The sequence below is a fragment of the Streptomyces sp. NBC_01294 genome, from assembly GCF_035917235.1.
Classification (GTDB): Bacteria; Actinomycetota; Actinomycetes; order Streptomycetales; family Streptomycetaceae; genus Streptomyces; species Streptomyces caledonius.
The window spans coordinates 1-22217 of sequence record NZ_CP108423.1 but is presented as its reverse complement, the minus strand read 5'-3'; the positions used below and the strand labels follow the sequence as shown (position 1 = coordinate 22217).

Annotated in this window: 23 protein-coding genes and 3 pseudogenes; 8 read left to right on the top strand and 18 right to left on the bottom strand. The window is 69.0% G+C overall.

All coding sequences use genetic code 11. The features are described 5' to 3' along the window. Positions 1-150: 150 nt before the first annotated feature. The 3 genes from OG534_RS00130 to OG534_RS38515 form a co-directional block, all read right to left on the bottom strand. A complete protein-coding gene (locus OG534_RS00130) occupies positions 151-654 on the bottom strand; it encodes a hypothetical protein (protein ID WP_326586022.1) in 504 nt (167 codons plus the stop codon). Positions 655-691: 37 nt separating this feature from the next. Next, positions 692-865 carry a hypothetical protein gene (locus tag OG534_RS00125; RefSeq protein WP_326586021.1) on the bottom strand — a complete coding sequence of 58 codons (174 nt, stop codon included), beginning with the start codon at positions 863-865 and terminating at the stop codon, positions 692-694. A 393-nt stretch (positions 866-1258) separates the two neighbouring features. Beyond that, positions 1259-2343, bottom strand: a protein-coding gene (locus OG534_RS38515) for an IS630 family transposase (protein WP_442807010.1) whose coding sequence is annotated in 2 segments (ribosomal slippage) — positions 1259-1818 and positions 1818-2343 — 1086 coding nt in all. Because the reading frame shifts where the segments join, the coding sequence is not laid out codon by codon here. A gap of 323 nt (positions 2344-2666) precedes the next feature. Between OG534_RS38515 and OG534_RS00110 the strand changes: the two genes are divergently transcribed. After that, complete coding sequence (locus OG534_RS00110; protein ID WP_326586019.1) at positions 2667-3410, top strand: class I SAM-dependent methyltransferase; 744 nt, start codon at positions 2667-2669, stop codon at positions 3408-3410. 559 nt (positions 3411-3969) lie between these two features. Beyond that, positions 3970-4449 (top strand): anthrone oxygenase family protein, encoded by a 480-nt coding sequence (locus OG534_RS00105; protein ID WP_326586018.1) that lies wholly within the window; start codon positions 3970-3972, stop codon positions 4447-4449. Positions 4450-4547: 98 nt separating this feature from the next. Here OG534_RS00105 and OG534_RS00100 read toward each other — a convergent pair whose 3' ends face one another. From OG534_RS00100 to OG534_RS00075, 6 genes are all read right to left on the bottom strand, one after another. Further along, positions 4548-5129: a hypothetical protein gene (locus tag OG534_RS00100; protein ID WP_326586017.1), complete on the bottom strand. Its 582-nt coding sequence runs from the start codon at positions 5127-5129 to the stop codon at positions 4548-4550. A 96-nt stretch (positions 5130-5225) separates the two neighbouring features. Then, positions 5226-6017: an ABC transporter permease gene (locus OG534_RS00095; RefSeq protein ID WP_326586016.1), complete on the bottom strand. Its 792-nt coding sequence runs from the start codon at positions 6015-6017 to the stop codon at positions 5226-5228. After that, the gene (locus OG534_RS00090) at positions 6014-7006 is read right to left on the bottom strand and encodes an ATP-binding cassette domain-containing protein (RefSeq protein WP_326586015.1); all 993 of its coding nucleotides are present in this window, start codon (positions 7004-7006) and stop codon (positions 6014-6016) included. The genes OG534_RS00095 and OG534_RS00090 overlap by 4 nt, the downstream gene beginning before the upstream one ends. Positions 7007-7601: 595 nt before the next feature. Beyond that, positions 7602-7991 (bottom strand): DUF1048 domain-containing protein, encoded by a 390-nt coding sequence (locus tag OG534_RS00085; protein ID WP_326586014.1) that lies wholly within the window; start codon positions 7989-7991, stop codon positions 7602-7604. Positions 7992-7993: 2 nt separating this feature from the next. Beyond that, positions 7994-8323, bottom strand: a complete 330-nt coding sequence (locus OG534_RS00080) for a PadR family transcriptional regulator (protein ID WP_326586013.1) — start codon at positions 8321-8323, stop codon at positions 7994-7996. Between the two features lie 521 nt (positions 8324-8844). Continuing rightward, positions 8845-9345: an anthrone oxygenase family protein gene (locus tag OG534_RS00075; RefSeq protein ID WP_326586012.1), complete on the bottom strand. Its 501-nt coding sequence runs from the start codon at positions 9343-9345 to the stop codon at positions 8845-8847. Between the two features lie 163 nt (positions 9346-9508). Between OG534_RS00075 and OG534_RS00070 the strand changes: the two genes are divergently transcribed. Together OG534_RS00070 and OG534_RS00065 are read left to right on the top strand one after the other, a co-directional pair. Then, positions 9509-10867 (top strand): acyl-CoA synthetase, encoded by a 1359-nt coding sequence (locus OG534_RS00070; RefSeq protein WP_326586011.1) that lies wholly within the window; start codon positions 9509-9511, stop codon positions 10865-10867. A gap of 318 nt (positions 10868-11185) precedes the next feature. Continuing rightward, positions 11186-11380, top strand: a complete 195-nt coding sequence (locus tag OG534_RS00065; protein WP_326593395.1) for a polymorphic toxin type 44 domain-containing protein — start codon at positions 11186-11188, stop codon at positions 11378-11380. Positions 11381-11420: 40 nt separating this feature from the next. On the opposite strand, the gene OG534_RS00060 is transcribed toward OG534_RS00065, so the two are convergent. Both OG534_RS00060 and OG534_RS38510 read right to left on the bottom strand, forming a co-directional pair. Continuing rightward, entirely contained in the window at positions 11421-12167 is a 747-nt protein-coding gene (locus OG534_RS00060; protein ID WP_326586010.1) for an SAM-dependent methyltransferase, read from the bottom strand. Between the two features lie 144 nt (positions 12168-12311). Continuing rightward, positions 12312-12595: pseudogene (locus OG534_RS38510) on the bottom strand (hypothetical protein); the annotation flags it as partial. A gap of 614 nt (positions 12596-13209) precedes the next feature. Here OG534_RS38510 and OG534_RS00050 point away from each other — a divergent pair. Then, the gene (locus OG534_RS00050) at positions 13210-13335 is read left to right on the top strand and encodes a hypothetical protein (RefSeq protein ID WP_326586009.1); all 126 of its coding nucleotides are present in this window, start codon (positions 13210-13212) and stop codon (positions 13333-13335) included. Between the two features lie 64 nt (positions 13336-13399). Here OG534_RS00050 and OG534_RS00045 read toward each other — a convergent pair. Beyond that, a pseudogene (locus tag OG534_RS00045) lies at positions 13400-14502 on the bottom strand (AraC family transcriptional regulator). 114 nt (positions 14503-14616) lie between these two features. Here OG534_RS00045 and OG534_RS00040 point away from each other — a divergent pair. After that, a pseudogene (locus OG534_RS00040) lies at positions 14617-15565 on the top strand (MBL fold metallo-hydrolase). 111 nt (positions 15566-15676) lie between these two features. On the opposite strand, the gene OG534_RS00035 reads toward OG534_RS00040, so the two are convergent. Next, entirely contained in the window at positions 15677-16279 is a 603-nt protein-coding gene (locus OG534_RS00035) for a hypothetical protein (RefSeq protein WP_326586008.1), read from the bottom strand. Between the two features lie 323 nt (positions 16280-16602). On the opposite strand from OG534_RS00035, the gene OG534_RS00030 reads away from it, so the two are divergent. Then, positions 16603-18051 (top strand): NF041680 family putative transposase, encoded by a 1449-nt coding sequence (locus OG534_RS00030; RefSeq protein WP_326586007.1) that lies wholly within the window; start codon positions 16603-16605, stop codon positions 18049-18051. A gap of 380 nt (positions 18052-18431) precedes the next feature. Then, complete coding sequence (locus tag OG534_RS00025; protein ID WP_326586006.1) at positions 18432-18992, top strand: transposase; 561 nt, start codon at positions 18432-18434, stop codon at positions 18990-18992. 187 nt (positions 18993-19179) lie between these two features. On the opposite strand, the gene OG534_RS00020 is transcribed toward OG534_RS00025, so the two are convergent. From OG534_RS00020 to OG534_RS00005, 5 genes are all read right to left on the bottom strand, one after another. After that, positions 19180-19827: an HAD family hydrolase gene (locus OG534_RS00020; RefSeq protein WP_326593394.1), complete on the bottom strand. Its 648-nt coding sequence runs from the start codon at positions 19825-19827 to the stop codon at positions 19180-19182. Beyond that, positions 19734-20132 carry a hypothetical protein gene (locus tag OG534_RS00015; RefSeq protein WP_326586005.1) on the bottom strand — a complete coding sequence of 133 codons (399 nt, stop codon included), beginning with the start codon at positions 20130-20132 and terminating at the stop codon, positions 19734-19736. Before OG534_RS00015 ends, OG534_RS00020 begins: the two co-directional genes overlap by 94 nt. Beyond that, complete coding sequence (locus OG534_RS00010; RefSeq protein WP_385229381.1) at positions 20129-20983, bottom strand: IS5 family transposase; 855 nt, start codon at positions 20981-20983, stop codon at positions 20129-20131. The genes OG534_RS00015 and OG534_RS00010 overlap by 4 nt, the downstream gene beginning before the upstream one ends. Positions 20984-21051: 68 nt before the next feature. Continuing rightward, positions 21052-21270 (bottom strand): HAD hydrolase-like protein, encoded by a 219-nt coding sequence (locus OG534_RS38505; protein ID WP_442807009.1) that lies wholly within the window; start codon positions 21268-21270, stop codon positions 21052-21054. Then, positions 21194-21904 carry a hypothetical protein gene (locus tag OG534_RS00005; RefSeq protein WP_326586003.1) on the bottom strand — a complete coding sequence of 237 codons (711 nt, stop codon included), beginning with the start codon at positions 21902-21904 and terminating at the stop codon, positions 21194-21196. Before OG534_RS00005 ends, OG534_RS38505 begins: the two co-directional genes overlap by 77 nt. Positions 21905-22217: the final 313 nt, after the last annotated feature.

Genomic DNA, 22217 nt, shown 5'->3' with positions numbered 1-22217 from the left:
GCCGGCGGACCGGCGGACCGACGGACCGACGAGCCGGCGTCCGGAGTCGAGCAGCATGCGGAGCACGTGCCTGCCGCAGCCGGAATGACGAAGGGTGCCCTCCGGGTCCGTACGGACCCGGAGGGCACCCCATGCCGACCAGCGGCCGGTTCAGCAGTCGGGACGGGATCCGTCGAGGATCGCGTTCACGGACACGAAGTACTCCTTGTCCGCGGAGTACAAGACGCTGAGGAGCGTCGGTTTCCCGTCCACTTCCTTGTGGAAGCACATGTCCTTGGGCAGGGAGCCGGGAGTGATTTTCGGGCGTGACCCGGTGGCCTTCCAGCCCGCGGCAGGAGCGGCGGCCCAGTAGTGGTCGATCACCTTGTTGGGATCGCCGTCGTAGGTGTAGTACGTGTTGGCGACCAGCCAGACCTCGGTGCCGCTGTCGTCCATGCACTCGGCGCCGCTCGCGCCCGGGACGGGGGCCGCCCCGGCCGGCGCCGGCGGAACGGCGATGGCCGAGACCTGTGCCAGGCGCTTCACGCCCCTGGGCTCGTCACACTGCCCGTCGGCGCCGATCAACAGCGTGGCGGCCCCGTACAGCAGACCGCCGACCAGGGCGAATGCCACGGCGCATGCCGCGCCGACGAGTACCGTCGTCCGACCGCGCATGGCGGAATCCGTACGGTTCACGGAGCAACGACCTCACTCATTTCGCCAGCCCGTCTCTGTTGTAGTAGTACCGCCCAACGTAGAACAGGTTGAGGAACCACGTTCCACGGACGTGGTCGCGGGCGACCGGCGCCTGGGAGACGTCCAGCGGGAGCCGGAGAACGACCGAGCCCTGAATGTTCGTCAGTTGCAGGAGGTTCGCCTTTGCCACTAACGGAGCGCTCTCTCACATGGCGTGGCCTCAGCGATGCGGACGGAATGGACCAGGCCCCGTGAGAGGGGGAGCAAGAAAGGGCCTTGTGAGCGGGGACAGCCGAACGGGCGAGGGGCGGCTGTCGGGTGTGCGCCGGGCTGCTGCCGTCGGGGTCCGTTGCCCGGGGGCGGCGGTCTGAGCGCCGGCGCCGGGGGATTGCCGGGCGGCTCCGCATTCCGGCCGGGGAGGGGTGGCCGGGGTGTGGGGCCGCCCGGGTGCCGTACGGATCCAGGCGGCAGCCCGTCGTGCGGGCGGGCCTGCCGCATGACGCCGGGGGAGAGGTCGTCATGCGGCCGGGACCCGCTCCGGAGGCGCCCACCCGCGTGGTGTTCGCTTCCGGTATCCACGCGTCTACTGACCTTGTAGTCGTGGTGTCGTCAGGGTGAGTCCGGTGCCGGTGAGACATCCGTCGATGATGTCGCTGCGGTATTGGATCTGGCGTAGGCCGTGTCGTAGCCGGCGCATGAGGTGGTCGGGGTCGGTGAAGACGGTGTTCGCCTGGCTGGTCCTGCGGAGGATGGACCATATGCCTTCGACAGGGTTGAGGTCGGGTGCGTAGGGCGGCAGATGGTAGGCGGTGATCCAGTCGTGCTCCTCGATGAAGGCCCGCATGCGGCGGTCTTTGTGGACGTTGAGGTTGTCCCATACGAGGACGATCGGTCCGCCGAGCTGCTGGTGGGCGGCGATGAGAAGGTCGCGGTACTCGGTCCAGGCAAAGCTCTTGCGGCCTCCGCTCTTGTGATCGGTATGCCGTTTGGGCCGGTAGACGAGGCGGGAGCGTTCGCCGGGTTTGTAGCAGCACAGGGCTGCGATGGAGAAGCGACGCTGGGATCGTCCACGGACCCGGATGACCGGTGTGGTTCCGCGTCGGGCCCAGGTGCGGGAGGTCGGCGGCGTCATCGAGAATCCGGCTTCGTCTTCGAAGACGATCCAGGCCCCGAGCGCCGCCGCGGTGGTTCCACGTGCGACCACACGTCCTTCACCCAGCCGGCCACCGCCGGCTCGTCACGCTCGACGGCCCGACGAGCCGGAACCTGATGGCTCCAGCCGTGCCTCCGCAGCATCTGCGAGATACCCGAAAGCGTCATGGACTTGTGGAACCGCCAGCCGATCAACGTCTTGATTCTGGCCAGCGTCCATCTCTGATCAGACCAGCCATGCGCGACCGGACCCTTCGCCAGCTCCTCCTCGAGCACGGCGAACAACGCGTCACTCAGCTTCGGCCGGGACGCCGGGCCTTGAGAACGGACCCCGCTCTGGCCGGCCTCGAGCCAAGCACGACGCCACCGCTGAACCGATCGCACGCTGACCCGTAACTCCTTCGCGACCTCCGTACTGCCCCGCCCATCGGCGAACATCGCGACCGCTTCCATCCGGACCCGCTCACGGAACGCTTGCCTCTCCGCGGTCAGACCCCCACCCTGCGGATACCTCATACACCCGGCATACCGCGACAATCAGCAACCGTCAGCCCCTACGACAAGACGACTTCAAGGTCAGTAACCCGGACTCCGTTCGGTAAACCCCCTCACCGCCAAGTCCTGAGGAGACGTCAGGCGGGGCTGCACCGTGGGAGTCCGGCACCCGCTCGAACTCGTGGGCCCGCCGTACGCGTTGCCGGGATGAAGCTCGGATCTTTGTGGTTTCTGCCAGTACGAGGGTCTGCCGGGACCCGTAGAGACTGCCAGTCAGAAGCCGCCACGTGCCCCAGGGGTGGGGCCGTGGCCAAGGACATACCGAAAACGGGGAGGACATCACCATGAGCGCACAGCAGCAGTACGACGAGATCGGTGAGGCGTACGAGGGGTTCAAGGCGCTGCCGCTGGAGCAGTACGCAGTGGTACCCAGCTTCCTGGCCCTGGTCGGGGACGTGAGCGGCAAGTCGGTTCTCGACCTGGCCTCCGGCACCGGCTTCTACAGCAGGGAGTTCAAGCGGCGCGGCGCCGCGGAGGTGCTCGGTATCGACATCTCCGGTGAAATGGTCGCCGTGGCACAGCAGTTGGAAGAACACAGTCCGCTGGGTGTGCACTACGAGGTCGGTGACGTGGCCGAGCTGCGGCCCCTCGACCGGCGCTTCGACGTCGGGGTGGCGGTCCAACTGCTCAACTACGCCGAGGACATCGCCACCACGGAGCGGATGTGCCGCAACGCGCACCAGAGCCTGCAGCCCGGCGGCGAGTTCTTCCTGCTCAACCAGTCACCCGACTTCCGCTTCGACGGACCGACCCCGGAGAGGTACGGCTTCCGCAGCGAGCTCACCGGCGAGGAGGTCGAGACCGGACCGCAGGTCCGGACCACGGCGCTGCTCGACCCGCCGGTCTCGTTCGTTGCCAACCGCCCGCGCCGCGAGGTCTACGAGAAGTGCCTGCGGGCAGCCGGATTCCGCGAGCTTTCCTGGGTCCCGCTGACGGTGTCGGAGGCCGGCGGGCGCGAGTTCGGTGCGGACTTCTGGGCGGACTTCCACGCCAACCCCCCGCTGGAGATGCTGCGCTGCCGCGCCTGACGTCCCACGGGACCTCCCGGCGGCCCGGCCTCTGAAATCCGCCCGAACGGGGGGCCTGGACGCCGGCCGCAAAGCGTCCCCAGGCCTGCGCTGTCGCCTGTGGCGGAGGCGATGGCCTCACGGTCGTGCGTGAGGCGGGGCGCGTCAGGTCCAGCCGCGGCCGTCTGAGCCGCGGCTGTGTCCGGGACGGTCCTGCCCGTGTCCCACAAGTGCGTAGGACACCGGGCAGAGCCCCGGACGCAGCCGCTGCTCCGCAGAGTGGCCAGGGAGCAACGTCCGCCACGATGGTGGGTGTTGGCGGCATCCCGCGGCCTCAGGGTGTGCCGCCTGTCATGGTGCAAAGATTCGCTCAAGGGGCGGGCTGAATCCGGCGGAATGTTGAACGGGTGATGCCACGATCAGGCGTTGGTGTTCTGAGCACACCGTGAACCGTGCGCCGTTTGTTGGAATGAGGAGACAAGCCGTTGTGACTGCCAGCCCGCCGCCGTACCCGTCCCCGTCCCCGTCTTCGACCTCGTCCCCGTCGGCTCCCCGAGCGTCCTGGTCTGCCGGTGTCCTGATGATGCTCTCGACGGTCCTGGTGGGTTTGATGGCCGGACTGTTCTTTGCTTTCGACGTCTCGGTGATGCCGGGGCTGGCGGCCGGTGATGAGCGGGTGTACGTCGCCGCGATGCGTGCCTTCAACGCGGCCATCGACGGCAACCCGCTCTTCGGCATGGTCTTCGTGCTGGCCCTGCTGGCGGCCGCCGGGTCGGTGGTTGTCGAGTATCGCGGAGGCCGGCGGGCCACCGCCCTGTGGGTGGGTGCCGCCACCGTGGCCTACCTCGCGGTCCTTGTGATCACCTTCACCGTGAACATCCCGCTCAACAACGAGCTCGCCGGCGTGGACCCCGACGCCGTCGGGGCGGACGGTTTGGCGATCGTGGAGCGGTTCAAGACCACCTGGGTCACCACGAACATCATCCGCACCGTGCTGTGCACGGCGGCCCTGGCCGCCCTCGCCCGCGCCCTGATGCTCCACGGCCGCACCACCCGCTGACCTTCCCTGCGGTCCGGCCCCGGCCATCCCGCACGGTGGGCTCGCAGAAGCCGTCGGAAACAAGGTCAGTCGGCTGGCGAGCAAGGGGTTCGGTTGTTTCAGCGCCAGCCCCCGTGGCGAGGCTCCGAGAACTCGCCGAACGGTGGGTCATACGCCTGCCCGTCCTCGGAGGTCACCACGTAATCGGGCTCGGTCCGTGAGGCGGCGTCCTGCAGTCGGACGACGAGGTCGGCTATGGGCACGACACGAAGTGACAGGGCTGAAGCCACGCGGGCTCGTTCCTCGGTAATCTCCGGGTTGTGCCGGGCCAGAGACCGTTCGAGGTGCTGGGCAGAGACCTGCATGACCTCCACGTCACCCCCGCCGGAGAACCCGAGACAGTCCTGCCATGCCATCCCGATAATGATCTCCAGTCCGCCGGCCAGGTCGTCGGCGATCAGTCCGCCTTCCCCTTCGGAACTCGCGAACACCAGCGGTCGGCGGCCGTCCTGCTCGGCGCACAGGAAGTACGCGCCACCGGCGGACTCCCCGGCGATTGGCTCCAGCGGCGCACCCGAGGCAAGCCTCAACTCATCGCCGTGATACTTCCGCCCGATGTCGAAACTGAACGATGTCCGCAGCAGCAGATCGATCTCCGGGGTGTTCCGGATCAGGTCAAGCAGATGATCACTTGAGGTCATGGTGGGGACGATAGCGAGTGCCACTGACACGCAAGGGTTGCAGGGCGAACAAGGGAAGCGCCACACGTTGCGAGAGGCTGCGCGCTGTCATGGAGGCTACCTCGGGTCGCGGTTGAAGTGGGCCGTCGACCAGCGATAGCCGAGCGCGGACAGGCTCACGCACCAGGCGATGGCGATCCATCCGTTGTGGCCGATCTCGGTGCCGAGGAGCAGGCCGCGCAGGGTTTCGATGGCGGGGGTGAAGGGCTGGTACTCGGCGATCGGCTGGAACCAGCCCGGCATCGTGTCGGCCGGGATGAAGGCGCTGGAGATGAGCGGGAGGAGGATCAGCGGCATGGCCATGTTGCCGGCCGCCTCCGGGTGCGGGCTGGCCATGCCCATGCCGACCGCGATCCAGGTGAGGGCCAGGGCGAAGAGTGCGAGCAGCCCGAATGCCGCCAGCCATTCCAGGGCCGTGGCGTTGGTGGAGCGGAAGCCGATGGCGACGGCGACCGTGCCGACGAGGACCACGCTGGCGATCGACTGCAGCACGCTGCCGATGACGTGCCCGATGAGCACCGAGCCGCGGTGGATCGCCATCGTGCGGAAGCGGGCGATGAGGCCCTCGGTCATATCCATCGAGACGTACACCGCCGCCCCGATCACGGTGCTGCCGATGGTCATCAGCAGGATGCCCGGCACGATGTAGGCGATGTACTCGGAGCGGTCGGCCCTGCCGCCACCGATGCCCGCGCTCATCACGTCGCCGAAGATGTAGACGAAGAGCAGCAGCATCATGATCGGCGTGAGCAGGAGGTTCAGGGTCCCTGACGGGTAGCGCCGCGCGTGCAGCAGGTTGCGGCGCAGCATCGTGTTCGAGTCACGGACGGCAAGGGAGAGGGCGCTCATCGGACTGTCTCCTTGGGGTGGCCGGGGGCGTGCGTTCCGCCGGTGAGGGCGAAGAACACGTCGTCGAGGTCGGGGGTGTGGACGGTCAGTTCGTCGGCCTCGATGCCGACGGAGTCGAGCCGGTCGAGGAGGGCGCGCAGTTCGCGCTGGCTGCCGTCGCTGGGGATCTGCAGGGCCAGGGCCTCGTCGTCCCGGGTGGCCTGGGGCAGGGCGGTGCCGGCGGACCGGTAGGCGGCCGGGTCGGAGAAGCGGAGTCGGACGTGGCCGCCGGGGATGAGCCGCTTGAGTTCCTCGGCGGTGCCGTGGGCGGCGATCTTGCCGTCGTTGAGTACGGCGATGCGGTCGGCGAGCTGGTCGGCTTCTTCCAGGTACTGGGTGGTGAGGAAGACGGTGACGCCGTCGGCGACGAGTTCGCGGATGATCTGCCACATGTTGTGGCGGGAGCGGGGGTCGAGGCCGGTGGTGGGCTCGTCGAGGAAGATGATCCGCGGGTCGCCGACGAGGGTCATGGCGATGTCGAGGCGGCGCTTCATGCCGCCGGAGTAGGTGGAGGCGGGCTTCTTGGCGGCCTCGACCAGGTCGAAGCGCTCCAGCAGTTCGGCGGCGACACGGCGTCCTTCGCGCTTGGACAGGTGGTGCAGGTCCGCCATGAGGAGCATGTTCTCCTCGCCGGTGATCAGGCCGTCGACGGCGGAGAACTGTCCGGTGACACCGATCGCGGCGCGGACCGCCTGCGGGTCGGTGGCGAGGTCGTGGCCGCCGATGCGGATCTCGCCGGAGGCGGGGTCGGGGGAGATGAGGGTGGAGAGGATCTTGACGGCCGTGGTCTTGCCGGCGCCGTTCGGGCCGAGCAGGGAGAAGATCGTGCCTGCGGGGACGGCCAGGTCGACGCCGTCGAGCACGACCTTGTCGCCGTAGGACTTGCGCAGCCCGACGGCGGAGACGGCGGCCGACGACAGGTGACCGTCGCCCTGCCTGGATGTGGGCATGACAGATGAAGGCATGGAGCCCTCCCGTTCGAAGACTGAAGTGGCTGGGGGAGTGGGGTGAGGACGTTCTTCGCGGGTCGGCCCCGGGCGCGACGGATGTCGAGGTCGCCGTGAGGGCTCGGGCCTGGGTGCGGATCTCGAAGGTGTCCTCGATCTCCTCTGGGGGCCTCGGATATGGGGAGCGTGCTGCGCACCCGCCCGGGGCCCGAGTTGACGTCGTGCCATGTGGCGGTGCCCGCAGTGCCCGCGGTGATGCCGGCCTCCGGATCACCGCAAGGGATCCCGAGCGCGACTGAACCACGGGCCACCTGGCCGAGGTGAATGCTGCCGTGGGGCGTCGAAGTCCGGATCGGGCAACTGGCTGCCCGTGGCGTGGAGGGGCTGCAGGCCGCATCGATGGCGACTGCGGATGCGCCGCCACCTGCCGCGACGGGGTGAACGCCCACGGCGGCCGGCTGGTTGGCCGGCTGGCCGGCCGGTTGGCAGCCGGGCGTCCGGCGCCATGGCGGCGTCACTCGCAGCAGCTCGTTGTTCGGTTTGTGCGACCACTCAAGGCCCTGCGTGTGGATCGCCGGTCAGCAGGTCGTGCGCGCAGTCATCGCGTCGCCTCTTCCTCGCCTTCCTCGCCTTCCTCGGCGCGCGCGATGGCGTCGGTCAGCTGCTTCCGCGCACGGGTGGGGACGTAACCTCCCTCCGAGTAGTTCTGGACGAACGCCTCGACGAACTCCACCGGGTCCTCCCCGACGATCTCGCGGATCGACGTTCCGTCCGCCGCTGCCTGCTCGAACAGGTCGGCCAGGTCTTCGAACATCGACGCATTGCTGTCGCCGTCGGTCGGCACGAAGTGCATCAGGTACCGCTCGATCGCCTCGACCGCCGTGCGGTAGTTCTCGGGAAGCTGACGCGAGCGCGCCTTGTACGCCCTCCAGCGCTTCTTGGGCCCGATCACCTTCGAGATGAAGCCGCCCTTTTCGACATCGGACATGGTTACTTGCCCCCTTCGCGGAGCTGTTCCAGTCGTTCCGTGAGGAAGCTCCACGTCCTCCAGAACTCTTCGAGGTACTCCCGTCCCTGAGCGTTGAGGGAGTACACCTTGCGCGGCGGTCCCTTCTCGGACGGGACCTTCTCCACGTCGACGAGGCCGCGCTTCTCGATCCTGACGAGCAGCGCGTAGATGGTCCCCTCGGCGATGTCGGAGAAACCCTGCTCCCGCAGTCCCGCCGTGATCTCGTAGCCGTACGCGGGCCGGCCGGACAGGATCGCGAGGACGATGCCCTCCAGCGTGCCCTTGAGCATCTCCGTCAGCAGCTTGGCCATGGAACACCTCCTCCCTGAGCTATCCAGTGTTATTGGGTACCGGTACACCGTAACGCTGACTACCGGTACTTAGCAAGACGGAATAGTGGGCGGCTGGGGCGGTATCGCAAGCGCTCACTGCAGCAGCGTTACCGGCGGCGCCTCGGGCGGGCCGCACTGCTGGTGGAGCTCGACGTGCACCAGTACGTGGGCTGCGGCGAAGCCGGTGACGGCCGGCGGCGGGCCGAGATCGTGGGCGAGCCCCTGGTGGCGCCGTTCGGCCCGTCTGCGGGCTGGGCGTGCCGTCGGGGCGACAGGTGCGCGGTATCAAGGCCGCCATACCGGAGCACGTCGGCCAACTCGCCGGCCGGGTCCGGAGCCGGGAACGGCCCTGCCGTTTCGGCAGGGCCGTCCCAGGGGCGCGGCAACTGAGCGAGAGACGGTTCCCCGGGGCGTGGCGTTCGGATCTGGTCGGTCGGTCGGTCGGTCGGGCCCCGGGCCCCGGGCGTCGCGGGCCGGGGCCGGATCCAGAGGGACGTGCGTCAGCGGCCTTGGCCGTGCAAGACCAGTGCCCAGGCCAGGAGGCCCAGCGCCACCGTGCACAGCACCGCACGCCACACATTGGCGCGTACCCACGGCTGCTCGAAGGCGCGGCGGACGGCGGCCATGTCCTTGATCTGCTCGACGGGCCCGGCCTGTTCCAGGGCGTTGTTCAGCGGGATGTTGATGCGAGCCGTGACCGCCATCGCCAGGATGTAGGCGACGAGCGCGCCGATCAGCGGTGCCAGTGCCTGGCGCCCGCCGTCACCCGTGGCGTGGAGCGCCACCGCCACCCCGGTGAACACCAGTGCCCCCAGGTAGCCGAGCATGAACCAGCCGTTGAGGATCGCCACGTTGATGCGCTGCATCGTCTCGATGACGGTCCGGTCGGCGCTGCGCGCCAGACCCGGCATGACGGACACCGCAAAACCGTAGAACAGGCCGCTCATCAGACCCATGGTGATCGTCGCGGCGATCAGTGACGCGAACCGTGCCGTTTCCACGTGGGGCTCCCCCGGATCGATACTCGTCGAAAACCGTGTCGAGGACGGGTCGAGAACCGGTCATCGAACGGTCAAGTCCCGCCGATCATAAGTGCGCAGCGGTCCGGATCACCCCCGTAGGCTGGCCGTTGCACCCGTACTGCCGCCGAACGGAGCCGCTGCCATGCTGACCGCCCTCACCGGGGCCCACGGGGACCGCGCGGACGCCGTCACCGTCGCCGGCCGCGCCACCTCCTACGAGGAACTGCTCGGCGCGGCCCGCGCGGTGGCCGTCGACCTCGACCGGTCGGGCCTGCCCGCCTTCGCGGTGACCGCCACCGCCTCCCTGGAAACCGTGGCTGCCGTCGTCGGCGGACTCCTCGCCGGGGTGCCCTGCGTACCACTGCCCCCAGACGCCGGGCCCGCCGAGCGCGGACACATCCTGGCCGACTCCCGCGCCCGCCTCATCGAGACGGACTTCGCCCGCCGCGCCCCTGCCGGGCCCGCAGTTACGCACGCGCCCGGTGATCCCGCGCTGATCCTCTACACCTCCGGCACCACGGGCCCGCCCAAGGGCGTGGTCCTCAGCCGTGCAGCGATCACCGCCGACCTCGACGCGCTCGCCGAGGCCTGGCAGTGGAGCGCCGAGGACACCCTGGTCCACGGACTGCCGCTGTTCCACGTCCACGGCCTGGTGCTGGGCGTCCTGGGCGCCCTGCGCACCGGCAGCCGCCTCGTGCACACCGGCCGGCCGACCCCCGAGGCGTACGCCGCGGCCGGTGGCAGCCTCTACTTCGGTGTGCCCACCGTGTGGTCGCGCATCGCGTCCGCCCCGGCGTCCGCCGCCGCCCTGTCCGGGGCCCGGCTGCTGGTGTCGGGCAGCGCGGCCCTGCCCGCGCCGGTCTTCCGCGACCTTGAGCGCCTGACCGGGCAGCGCCCCGTCGAGCGCTACGGGATGACCGAGACCCTGATCACCGTCAGCGGCCGCGCGGGCGGCGAGGTCCGCCCCGGCACGGTCGGCACCCCGCTCACGGGCATCACCACACGCATCGCCGCCGAGCCGGGCGCCGACATCGGCGAACTCCAGCTCACCGGCCCCACCCTGTTCTCCGGCTACCTCGGCCGGCCCGAGGCCACCGCCGCCGCATACACCGAGGACGGCTGGTTCCGTACGGGCGACATCGCGGCCGTCGACGATCGCGACGGGGTCCACCGGATCGTGGGCCGCGCCTCCACCGACCTGATCAAGTCCGGCGGGTACCGGATCGGAGCGGGCGAGATCGAGAACGCTCTGCTGGACCACCCCGCGGTCAGCGAGGCGGCCGTGGTCGGCGTCCCCGACACCGACCTCGGCCAGCGGATCGTCGCCTTCGTCGTCGCCCAGAACGTCACCGGCAGCGAACTCACCGATTTCGTCGCCGCGCACCTGTCGGTCCACAAACGCCCCCGCGAGGTCCGCTTCGTCACCGCCATCCCGCGCAACGCGATGGGCAAGCCGCAGAAGCGACTGCTCCTGGACGACGCACCCCCACACCTCACCTGACCCCATCCCCACCGGCCCTGCTCCAGCGCGAGCCGCCTGCAGAGGCCCACGGCGCCCGCCCCCGGACTCCAGGACGGAGCTGCGGACATAACGGGGTGTCAGGGGTGGCGGGGAGAGGCAGCGGGTTGCGTTCCGCCCCGCCCCGCCCCGCCCTGCCCTGCCCCGGTCCGCCCCACCGCGCCCCGGTCCCGCCGCCCTGCGCACCCTGTGGGCCCCACGTCTTTGGTCAAGCTGGTCGGGTGTGAGTTCGGGACGTCTGGAACGATCCTTGCCGTCGCCAGCCCGCAGAGTGTGAGGATCGCGCGGTCGGCTTCCGCGATGCCGAACGCGTCCTTCGCGTCCGCCTTTTCCAACGTCCACTACGGATACGTCGGCCGGGCAGCCGGCTGCGACGCGGGCACTCTCATCAAGGGCGCCTACCTTGGGAGTAATTGTCAAGATCTGTGGATCACGTGGCGCGTAGACATGCTCTCGGTGTTTGAGGGGCTTCGAGGTGCGGTGCCACACGGGTGAGCCCCGGCAGGTGGCGCCGGGGCTCACTGGGAGTGGTGTGTCAGCGGTCCATCAGGACGAACACGCCCCACCCAAGGTATTCGCGCTGGTACCTGGCGTGCTGGACGGGTGCCGCAGCGAGTTCCGCACGCATTTCGTCGGCGAGCTCGTCGTCGGGGTTGGCATCGAGCCAGCGTCGGATGTTGAGCCACTGTGCCGCGACGTACCGGTCCCAGCTGTCCTGGTCGGCAAGGACCATCTCGACGACATCACAGCCCAGGGCGCTGAACTGTTCGAGCAGTTCTGGCAGCGGGAGCAGGTCGTCCTTGCGGGCCATGTGACAGCCCTCGACGGCGACTTGGTCCTCAGGCTCGCGGCGCCAGTACGGTTCGCCGATCAGCATCATGCCGCCGGGAACGAGACTGCGCCGCAGGAGTTCGACGGTACCCGCCACGCCAGAGCCGATCCAGGTGGCGCCGATGCAGGCGGCGATGCCGACAGGATCGTCGGCGACATGGCCCGAGGCGTCCGCGTGCACGAAGCCGACTTGGTCGGCAACGCCCAGCTCCACGGCCCGCCCGCGGGCAGCGTCGATGAAGACGGTGCTGATGTCCACCCCGGTGCCGGACACACCGTGGTCCCGGGCCCAGGTGCACAGCATCTCGCCCTTGCCGCAGGCGAGGTCGAGCATGCGGGTACCCGGCGACGGGTTGATGGCCTGACCCAGGATGGTCAGTTTCTCGCTGGTGAACGGGTTGCAGATGCGATGGCTGCTCTCGCGGATGGTGAAGCTACGTGGCAGATCCACTACAAGGGTTCCTTCGGTCCGTGGAGGTCAGAACGGCTGGGCAATGCGGCCGACGGGAGTTGGCCGCGAGTACCTGGACCGTCATCAAATGCACCTCTTCGAACGTGTGAAGGCTGGGACCGGTCGAGGGTACGGCCGCTGAGATCACCGTGTCCATCGCATTTCACGTCCTGTCGGCACGCGCCTCATGCGATGCGGGCCCGCCGGGCGTTCGACGAGGTGTCCGCGCTCGAAGCGGGCTCCAGCGCGGACGAGGGGAGGGTGACGAGATGGGGTGCGTTCACGGCCCGCCAGCGGACCTGGGCGGACTCGACGAGCTTGAAGACCATCGCCAGGGCGGCGGCCGCGCTGCCGGCGCCCTGGGTGGCCTTTGTGCGGAGCCGGACCGTGGCGAACGTGGACTCGATGGGGTTCGTGGTGCGCAGGTGGATGCCGTCGGCCCAGACGGAGACGTAGTCGCCGGCGGACAGATCTCGCTGACCGAACGCGGTGTGGTCGGCTTGCCATTGCTGGGTGAAGCGGGTGATCGTCGCTGGAGAACCGCTTGCGCTCGCCCGTCGCCTCGTCACTGCCCCTGTCGTTCACGCGTGGGGCCTTCACCTCTACCACCCCGGCCGCGATGGTGACCTTCCTCGCCTGGTGATGGCCGTTGCGGACCAGCAGGCGACGCCCGCGCTCGTCACGCTGGTCGGCCAGCTCCGCTACAGATGACCAGAAGCCGATCACCCGGGAAGCTACGCCTTTCGCGTCCAACCCGAGGTAGGTCCACAGGTCATGAGCATTGCTCCTCCCTTCGGAGAAACCTTGCTCACCGGGGACGACGACCAAGGCGATCAGATCACGATGCGGGTCGGCGTGACGCACGGACAGTGGGGCTGTGCGGTCGCCCCAGTGGCCGGCCTGGCCACCGGTGTGCTCGGTCGATGTTCCTGGCAGCCGCTTGGCGGGCGTGTGACGTCGGAGTGAACGGTGCGGCCAACGGGCTCGCCCCGGTCTTCTACGGCGACCTGCTCACGATCACGGCGGAGCGGTGTGGTGGGGGATGCTCATCGGTTACGTAGGACGCTGGAACCTCGCGGTCGCCCTCCTGGGCGGCACGGCCGGCGCCCCGGTCATGGTCTGGATCTTTGTGGCTCTCCTCCAGGTTCCCAACGGCTACCGGTGCTGACGAAGCCGGGCCGGACGAGGGCGGTCCGCCTGCCACCACCACCGCGGGGGCGTCGCCCGCACGTTCACCCGGTGTCGTCCTCTGAGGACGGTGCGGGGGAGGGCTGGGCCCGGTAGCGCCCCGGGGTGGTGCCGAACTCGCGGCTGAAGGCGTGCGAGAGGGCGTACGGGCTGCCGTAGCCGACCTGACGCGCGACCGCGGCGAGCGGCTGCGTGGTGTCGCGCAGCAGGGCCGCGGCCAGGCTGAGCCGCCACCAGGTGAGGTACGCCATCGGGGGCCGGCCCACCAGAGCGGTGAAGCGGCGGGCCAGCGTGGGCCGGGACACCCCGCGGCCGCGGCCAGTGTCTGACTGGTCCAGGGGGCGGCCGGATCCGAGTGCACGGCCCGCAGCGCGGCGGCGGCGACCGGATCGCCCAGGACGGCCGGCCATGCACCGCTGCCGTCCTCGGCCACCCAGGAACGGATCATGTAGACGAGGAGCAGGTCGAGCAGGCCCGGCACCGCGATGCCCGAGCCTGGCCGCCGGCCGTCCAGCTCACGGCCCAGCAGGTCGATGGCGGCCCGCAGTTCAGGACGCGCGCCCACGCGGTTCGGCAGGTGGACGACCTCCGGCAGCTCCGCCATCAGCGGGTGCACCCGGCTGCGGTCGAGCCGGTACTTGCCGCACAGCATCTCCACCACCCGGCGCCCACCCCCGACCCCGCTCGCCCCATCCATCCGGTCCGTCTCACCAGCCCCGCCTGCACCGGGCAGGCCGCTCATCCGGTCCGCCCCGTCCACCTCGTATGCCCCGGGCAGCCCGCTCATGGCGCCTGTCCTGCCGGCACCGGTGCATGTTCTGCCTGCGCCCGTCCGGTGTGGCCCGTCCGGGGCATGTACCGCGTCCCACTGACCGAACGGCACCGCCCGTTCCACAGCCCGGGCATCGACCGGACTATCGGCGATCACATGCCCGGTGCCGTACGGCAGCAGCACCGCGTCACCCGGCCCCAGCGACAGGGCAGCGCCTCCGTCGGGCAGCAGCCAGCAGTTCCCCTCCAGGACGACGTGGAAACCGGCGCCGTCGTACGGGGCGAGGCGCGTGCACCAGCTGCCGCTCACCCGTACCCGCTCCGAGGAGGGCCGCCCGATCCGCACGGCCGAGATCGCATCACTCACCACGTCCATCGGGCCACGGTATCCACCGCGTCCATCACCGAGCATCAAGGGTGAGACGTTCGCGTATTCACCTGAGCCGGAAGGACATTGAGCAGCTCACCGGCGCTTCCTAGAGTCGGAGGTATGACGAGTGAGAACAAGCAGGCAATCATGGTGGGGGACGTCGAGGTCATCCGGGTCCTGGAGTGGCAGGGACCGTTCGCCCCCGCCCGCGGTCTCGTGGCGGACTCCGAGGCCCGGGTATGGCAGGACAACGAGCACTGGCTGGCGCCGGACCACTGGCAGGTGCAGGACGACCGGGCGGTGATGGCCCTGCAGACCTGGGTCCTGCGCAGCGGCGGACAGACCGTCCTGGTCGACACCGGCGTCGGCAACGGCCGCGAACGGCCGCACTCGCCGCAGTTCCACCACTGGCAGACAGACTTCCTCGGTGCCCTGGCACGGGCCGGGATCCGCCCGCAGGACGTCGACGTCGTCGTCAACACCCACCTCCACGCCGATCACGTCGGCTGGAACACCCGCGACGCCGGGGGAGTGGGTCCCGACTTTCCCCCGTGCCCGCTACCTCATCCCGGCGGCGGACGATTTCCACTTCGGGCCGGCCAACTCCCATGGCACAGGCCGCAGTCCCGACGACCGGCTGGTCTACCAGGACAGCGTCGCGCCCATCCATCAGGCCGGGCAGGCCGTGCTGTGGCACGGCACCCACCGTATCGACGAACACCTCACCCTGGAGTCCGCGCCCGGCCACACGCCGGGCTCGTCCGTGCTGCGCCTGGCATCCGGCGGCGAACGGGCCGTCTTTGTCGGTGACCTCCTGCACAGCCCGGTGCAGATCGTCAGCCCCTCCTGCAACAGTTGTTTCTGCCTGGACGCGAAAGGTGCGGTGGCCACACGGCGCCGGATCCTTCAACAGGCCGTGGAGAGCCGGGAACTGGTCGTCCCGGCCCACTTCGCGGGCCCCGGCGCCGTGGAGATCCGCCGCGACGCCGACGCCTTCACCCCCACCCGGTGGGCCACCTGGCCTGCCCGGCCCGCCACCCCTCACGGCGCTTCCGCTACCCGCCCCTGACACCCAGCCCGGACACCGGCAACGGCGCAGGGTCCTTCCGCCTCCGCAAGGCGTCCGCGACGCGCCCGCATCACGGAAGCTGAACGACGGTTGACGGGGAAGTTGCCCCGGTCAGTCGCGGCTGGAAAGAGGAGTGCGCAGATCCACACGGAGCGGGATGGACGTGAGGATGGGTAGTCCGAACAAGGCGTGACGCAGTTCCGTCGAACGCGCGGCGACGAGGTCGAGGTCCCGCAGTCGGCGCTTGAGTTCGTCGATGAGCGCCTTGTCCGTGTCGAGAAGGCATCCCTCTTCCCGCTTGGCGAGGTACTCGAGGTGCTGGCCATCCACAGCCCGGCGACTGGCCCAGACCGCGAGCTCGGTGCATCCGAAGAGGTACGCGTACGCGGCATTGAGGCTCGCGGCAGCGGCCGGCTCGTGCGCATCGTCAGGCCCCGCCTGGCCGTCGTTGTGGCAGTGGTCGCCGAGCACGTACTCGGCCAAGCCGCGGTTGACAGCGGTAAACGCCGCCGGATCGCCCAGGGCGCCCTCCCACACCGAGTTCAGGAGCGGACGCAGCCCCAGAGTGAAGGCTGCCTGTTCAGCCTCGGGCAGAGTCTCGTGCCAGCTCATCAGGCGCTCGGCAACACCCGCGGCGAAAACGCCCCGCACACTGGGCGACGTGGCCTCCAGCCGCACTTCCACCAGCGCTACGAGGTCCTGCCAAGTGTTCATCCGAGCCTTCCCGTTGAGCAATCGGTGTGCTCACGTCCGCCTCGGGGATCATCCCACCCACACGTCACTCGATCAGGGTGGCTCTCCTTCTCGTCGTGGAGATTGACCAGCGGATTGACGACGTCAGGAGCGACGGGCTGTGCCGGCAGGCTGATCCGCAGTTGTGCCGACAGCCGGACGAGCACGTTGAGGAGTTAGCTTGATCTTTAACCTCGCCCGTCATCCGACCTGCTGAGGTCTACCGTTTCCGGGAGCGCGCGACGCGGCCGCCCTCCACGCTTCGAGATGTCGAGTAACGAAGTGTCGAGGAACGGCCGCTGAGGATGAGTTTCCCTGTCGATGTTCCCGCCGTCGAGGCGTTGGGTGTCCTGTCCCGCTTTCGTGTTGAGTTCTACGAGTGCCTGTATGCCCGTGCGGATGCGCTCTTCGAGCTCACCGACGCGGTGCTGTGCACGGACGGGCCGGTCAGGTCGCTGGTCGAGCTCACGCTGACGGCCGAGCACCGGCGCGGGCATGGAGCGATGTACGACGCGGTCAACCACGGCTGGCTGGAGCCGCGTCGCCTGCGCAGACTGTTGGCCTCGACGCCGCTGCCGAGGGCGGCCGACGGGCGGATCGTCCTCGCGGTCGACGTGAGCAACTGGCTGCGGCCCGACGCGCCCACCATCCCGGACCTGCTGTTCTGCCACGTATACGGGCGAGGTCGCAGTGCTGACCAGATGATCCCCGGCTGGCCCTATTCCTTCGTCGCCGCCCTGGAAACAGGACGCACCTCGTGGACCGCCGTGCTCGACGCGATCCGCCTGGGCCCGGCCGACGACGCCACCGCGGTAACCGCCGGCCAGCTCCGCGAGGTCGTCGGCCAGCTCCTGCGGGCCGGCCAGTGGAAGCGCGGCGACCCGGACATTCTCATCGTCGTGGACTCCGGCTACGACGTCACCCGCCTCGCCTACGTACTGGCGGACCTGCCCGTCGAGCTGGTCGGCCGACTGCGCTCGGACCGGGTCATGCTCCGCGACGCAGGCCCGCGTCGTTCCACCCCGCGCGGCGGGCAGCCCCGCAAGCACGGCGGCGTGCTCACCTTCTCGAAGCCGGACTCCTGGCACACCCCCGACCAGGCCACGACCTGCGACACCACCCGCTACGGCCGGGCCGAAGCCCTCGCCTGGGACCGCATGCACCCCCGCCTTCAGGCCCGCGGCCCCTGGCTCGACCACTGCGGTGAACTCCCCCTGATCCACGGCACATTGATACGGCTGAAGGTCGAGCGCCTGCCTGGCGACCGCGACCCGAAACCGGTCTGGCTGTGGTCCTCCAAGGCCGGGATGGCCGGCCGGGACGTCGACCTGCGCTGGCAGGCGTTCCTCCGGCGTTTCGATCTCGAGCACACCTTTCGGCTGTTCAAGCAGACCCTCGGCTGGACCGTCCCGAAGGTCCGAGACCCGCACACCGCCGACCTGTGGACCTGGCTGATCATCGCCGCCCACACCCAGCTCCGCCTCGCCCGACCGCTCGCCGAGGACCTCCGCCGCCCCTGGGAACGGCCCGCCGAGCCCCGCCGGCTCACCCCCGCACGCGTCCGCCGGGGGTTCCGCCACCTCCGCGCGAAGACCCCCCGTCCCGCAGGTGTGCCAAGACCCACCCGGCCCGGCCCCGGACGCCCACCCGGCTCCAAAAACCGCAGGCCAGCCCCACGCCACGAGCCCGGAAAGACCGTGAAACGACCCGAAACCCTCACCGAACATGTCCGCTTGAAACAACAGCGAGGTTAAAGATCAAGGTTAGAAGCTGTTGTCGTACCGATCATGGTGGACATCGGTTCGAGTGTGGCGACTCTGTCGGGTGATCTCTCGCTTGTGCGCGCATGAAGGCAGGGCCTCCGGTTCAGCTCATGGTTGTCGAAGCCGGAGCGCACCAGGAGGCCCTGTTGTTGCAGTCTTACGCTCTCGTGCGGGTGGAGTCCAACGGGGCTGCCCCATCGTGTGATTGCCTTGCTCACCGGTTCGGGAACGCGGGTGATCGCCCTGGACGTGCACCGCGCTATCCGTCGGACATGACGGACGCGGAATGGGCCCTCGTGCGCGACTGTCTGCCGGTGCCACTGTGGCTGGAGGGGCGGGGCGGGCAGACGGAGGGGTACTGCCACCGATAGATGTTGGACGCTGTTCGCTATCTGGTGGCGGGCGGCATCACCTGGCGAGCGATGCCGGGCGACTTCCCGGCGTGGGACCGCGTCTACGCCTTCGCGCGGCGGTGGCGTGTGAAGGGCTTGCTCGCGGAACTGCACGACCGGTTGCGCGGCCTGGTCCGCGAGGAGGCCGGCCGCGATCCGGAGCCAACCGCGGCGGTGATCGACGCACAGTCACTGCGGGCGGCGGCCACGGTGCCGGCGGCCACCCGCGGCTACGACGGGGCCAAGAAGGTGCCGGGGCGCAAGCGGCACATCGTGGTCGACTGCCTGGGGCTGCTGCTGGCCGTGATGGTCACCGCGGCGAACGTGACGGACCGGGACGCCGCGATGCCGCTGCTGGAACGTGTCCGGGCCTGCTATCGCCCAGGATCGTCCTGGTGTGGGCCGACGGCGGCTACGCGGGTCGCCTGGTCGGCTGGGCGAAGCAGCAACTGGGGCTCGCTCTTGAGATCGTCAAGCGCAGCGGCGACGCCTCGGGGTTCGTGGTGCTGCCCAGACGCTGGGTGGGGGAACGCACGCTGAGCTGGCTGATGCGCTCGCGGCGCCTGGTGCGCGACTACGAGACGCTGTCCGCCGGTACACTGAGCAGATGGTGCTGTGGTCGATGACGATGCTCATGAGCCGCCGGCTGGCCCGGTGGCGAGCGTGAACCGTCCCGGGGTGGGTTCGGGCCTTCACCCGTGAAGGCCCGAACCCACGATCGAGGGCGTCATACAGCACGATCTGGTTCACGGAACGGTTGAGGATCCGCAGCACGCGATGCCCACGTGGCGTCCCGGCTCCCCCTGGACACATACGCGCCGAATACAGAGGTATCGAGATCCTTGAGGGACTCCAGTACCAGAGTGGCAATCGCAAAGCGAGGATCGCAGCGATCAGCGGCCTCGGGAACGGCGACGACCGTCATCTGGGCTGACACGCCAGCGAGGAGGCCGTTGAGCGAGTCCTCGATCACAATGCATTCGCCGGGTGACGCCCCGAGGGCGGCGGCTGCGCGGAGATAGGCGCCCGGGTGGGGTTTGCCGTGTTCGTCGTCTTCGGCCGAAAACACGGCATCGAAAGATCGGTCAAGGCCGGTGCTCGCGAGCGCATGCCGAATCACCGACTCCGGCGAAGATGACACGACGGCCATCGCCCTCGATGCACGCGCGCACGCCGCGACGGCGTGTTCGGCGCCGGGTTTCAGCGTCACTCCCTCCAACCTACGGCACACGGCGGCCACGATCTGCTGCTCGACGTCGTCGGGGTCGGCTTGAGTGGACGTTAAGTCCGTTTCTGGTAGCGGCCTCGTCCGGGTTGGGTGAGGAAGCCTTGGCGGGTGAGTCGTCCGAGGCGGCTGCGGGTGATGTTGACGGATGCTTCGTCGGTGGGCATGTCGAGGAGTTCGTGCAGGTCGCGGGCCCGGAACGCCTGGTCGGGGTGCTGGTTGAAGGCGTCGACGATGGTCTGGTAGGCGGTGCTCGACTCGGGCGGATCGGGTTCGGTGCCGGTAGGTGCGAGTTCGGTGATGACCTTGCGGGTGGTGGCGAGGTCCGCGAGGCGAGCTTCGGTCTCGGTGAGGGCGGCGGTGAAGTGCGCGATCTGATGGCGGAGTTCGTCTGCCCGGGCCGTGGCCTCGTTCTCCCGGAGGTGAAGGTCCACCAGGAGTTCGGTGATGTTCACGCGGCCAGCCCGATGGTGTCGCGCCAGGTCGGCGTGGGTGTGGTGAGGCGGCGGGCCATGTTGGCGGTGGAGGCCCAGTAGACGCGTGAGGCGGAGGTGTCGGGCCGGTGGTCGTACTCACGGGTCAGGCGCCGGTGGAGCATCAGCGTGCCGTTCGTCTGCTCGACCACCCACCGCTTGGGCTGCGGGACGAACCCTTTGCCCTGGTCAGCGGGGTTGCGGCGGACGACCTCGACGCCGATGTCCAGCAGTGCGCCGTGAACGATGACCGCTTCCTTGAAGCCCTGGTCGACCAGGGCTTTCTCCAGGCGCATTCCGCACCGCTCGGCGGCCTGGTCGAGCAGGGCGATGCCGGCGGCGTTGTCGTGCGCCGAGGCGGCCATGACGACGACGCCGATGATCAGCCCCAGCACGTCGACGGCCAGTCCCCGCTTGCGTCCCGAGACCTTCTTGTTCGCGTCCAGCCCGGTCGTGGTCCGGGGGACACCCGCCGCAGCGCGGACGGACTGGGTGTCGATGATCACGAGGGACGGGTCCTCTAATCGGCGGGCTTTCTCCCTGACCTGGCAGCGAAGGAGTTCCTGAATCCGCTGGTCGAGCCCGTCCTCGCGCCACAACCTGAAGTAGTAGAACACCGCCGACCAGGCCGGCAGGTCATGCGGCAGCATGCGCCACTGACAGCCCGTCCGGTTCTGGTAGAAGATCGCGTTCACGACCTCCCTCAGGTCACAGGACCCGGGATCCCCGGTCGCCGACCGCGCCACCCGGCCCTGTTTCCAGGCCGTGATCATCGGCTCGATCAACGCCCACTGCCCATCCGACAAATCGCTGAGATACGGCTCTCTCATCACGCCCCGCATCTCAACATGGACATGCCCATCGAGCAGCCCGGACCGCGATCAGTACCACGATCGAGCGATCACGAACGAAGAGAAGTCGGACTTAACGACCACTGAATGGTGGCCCGATCGAACCAATAGGCCACCATGTCCCTTTGCCGAAGCCCGCGCGTCGCCGCCTGCATCTCCGTTGTGAGGTGCAGGCCAAGCGGACCGAACACCTCACGCTTTGCCGCGTCCCAGATCGGCTCGGAGTCGATCAAAAGGCCGTCTAGGTCGAATAGGACAATCGGTTGCATCGGTTGCTCTTTCGTTGGCGATCACGCGAGGACGAGCTGCCCCGCCCTGCATGAGCAGATGGTGCTGTGGTCGATGACGATACTCATGAGCCGCCGGCTGGCCCGGTGGCGAGCGTGAACCGTCCAGGGTGGGCTCGTCGGCCCAGCCCCGGTCGGCCAGCCGCTTCATCTTCGACCGAACTCCTTCCACACTTGCCGGAACCGGCTCCAGTCCGAGTAAGGCAGCGATCTCCTGACAGGACATCACTGGCTTCCCGCCGGATGCTTGTTCGGTGAGCGTGGTGAGGATGCGCTGGTAGTGGGGAGCGAGCACGTCCATGGAAAGCGCGGGACGCCACACCGGGACGATCGAGCCCCATCGCGCGGCCCTCGGTAGGGGAACCTCGGCGGGCGCGTTCGTTGCGGGCTCCGACCCGGAAGACTCACCGGCTCCCGGGCCTGCTTCACCTGCCTGTCCGGGCCGTGGCCCGGACAGAACCTCGCCAACGCGCTGCCGGGCGATCAGCCACTCGTGCCAGGCCGTCTCCGCTTCGGCGAGCTCAGCGAGTACCCGGTCCGCCACCTCCCGAAGCTCCTCCACGCGCTCACGCGCGGCCAGCTCCCGCTCCTCCAGGAGACCCACCACCGACGCCATCCCGGCACCTCCACCAACGAGACAACCCAACGGCCCGAGCATGCCTCGCCATGCCGGCATCATGCCTGAACTGCGGAAACCCGCCGATCAAGTTCGGTACGACAACGGCTTCTTAGCTTGACGTTTAACCTCAGTGCGACAGTTCCACGACGGGCGAGTCGGTGTCAAGGTCAAGCCAGAGCACACTCTCGAGCCTGGATCCGGCAAGGTCACGGACCCGCGTTGCCCTCAAAAGCGCCCAGGTTGATCAGGCTTATTCGGTCGTGGGACTGTAAAAGAAACGGTGTAACTCCGATCATGGAGGATTGCACCT

Excerpts from the sequence above, each read along its gene's own strand:
- OG534_RS00130 (WP_326586022.1), bottom strand. The coding sequence starts at position 654 with ATGCGCGGTCGGACGACGGTACTCGTCGGCGCGGCATGCGCCGTGGCA.
- OG534_RS00110 (WP_326586019.1), top strand. The coding sequence starts at position 2,667 with ATGAGCGCACAGCAGCAGTACGACGAGATCGGTGAGGCGTACGAGGGG.
- OG534_RS00105 (WP_326586018.1), top strand. The coding sequence starts at position 3,970 with ATGATGCTCTCGACGGTCCTGGTGGGTTTGATGGCCGGACTGTTCTTT.
- OG534_RS00100 (WP_326586017.1), bottom strand. The coding sequence starts at position 5,129 with ATGACCTCAAGTGATCATCTGCTTGACCTGATCCGGAACACCCCGGAG.
- OG534_RS00095 (WP_326586016.1), bottom strand. The coding sequence starts at position 6,017 with ATGAGCGCCCTCTCCCTTGCCGTCCGTGACTCGAACACGATGCTGCGC.
- OG534_RS00090 (WP_326586015.1), bottom strand. The coding sequence starts at position 7,006 with ATGCCCACATCCAGGCAGGGCGACGGTCACCTGTCGTCGGCCGCCGTC.
- OG534_RS00085 (WP_326586014.1), bottom strand. The coding sequence starts at position 7,991 with ATGTCCGATGTCGAAAAGGGCGGCTTCATCTCGAAGGTGATCGGGCCC.
- OG534_RS00080 (WP_326586013.1), bottom strand. The coding sequence starts at position 8,323 with ATGGCCAAGCTGCTGACGGAGATGCTCAAGGGCACGCTGGAGGGCATC.
- OG534_RS00070 (WP_326586011.1), top strand. The coding sequence starts at position 9,509 with ATGCTGACCGCCCTCACCGGGGCCCACGGGGACCGCGCGGACGCCGTC.
- OG534_RS00065 (WP_326593395.1), top strand. The coding sequence starts at position 11,186 with ATGCCGAACGCGTCCTTCGCGTCCGCCTTTTCCAACGTCCACTACGGA.
- OG534_RS00050 (WP_326586009.1), top strand. The coding sequence starts at position 13,210 with ATGCTCATCGGTTACGTAGGACGCTGGAACCTCGCGGTCGCCCTCCTG.
- OG534_RS00035 (WP_326586008.1), bottom strand. The coding sequence starts at position 16,279 with ATGAACACTTGGCAGGACCTCGTAGCGCTGGTGGAAGTGCGGCTGGAG.
- OG534_RS00030 (WP_326586007.1), top strand. The coding sequence starts at position 16,603 with ATGAGTTTCCCTGTCGATGTTCCCGCCGTCGAGGCGTTGGGTGTCCTG.
- OG534_RS00025 (WP_326586006.1), top strand. The coding sequence starts at position 18,432 with ATGTTGGACGCTGTTCGCTATCTGGTGGCGGGCGGCATCACCTGGCGA.
- OG534_RS38505 (WP_442807009.1), bottom strand. The coding sequence starts at position 21,270 with ATGCAACCGATTGTCCTATTCGACCTAGACGGCCTTTTGATCGACTCC.
- OG534_RS00005 (WP_326586003.1), bottom strand. The coding sequence starts at position 21,904 with ATGGCGTCGGTGGTGGGTCTCCTGGAGGAGCGGGAGCTGGCCGCGCGT.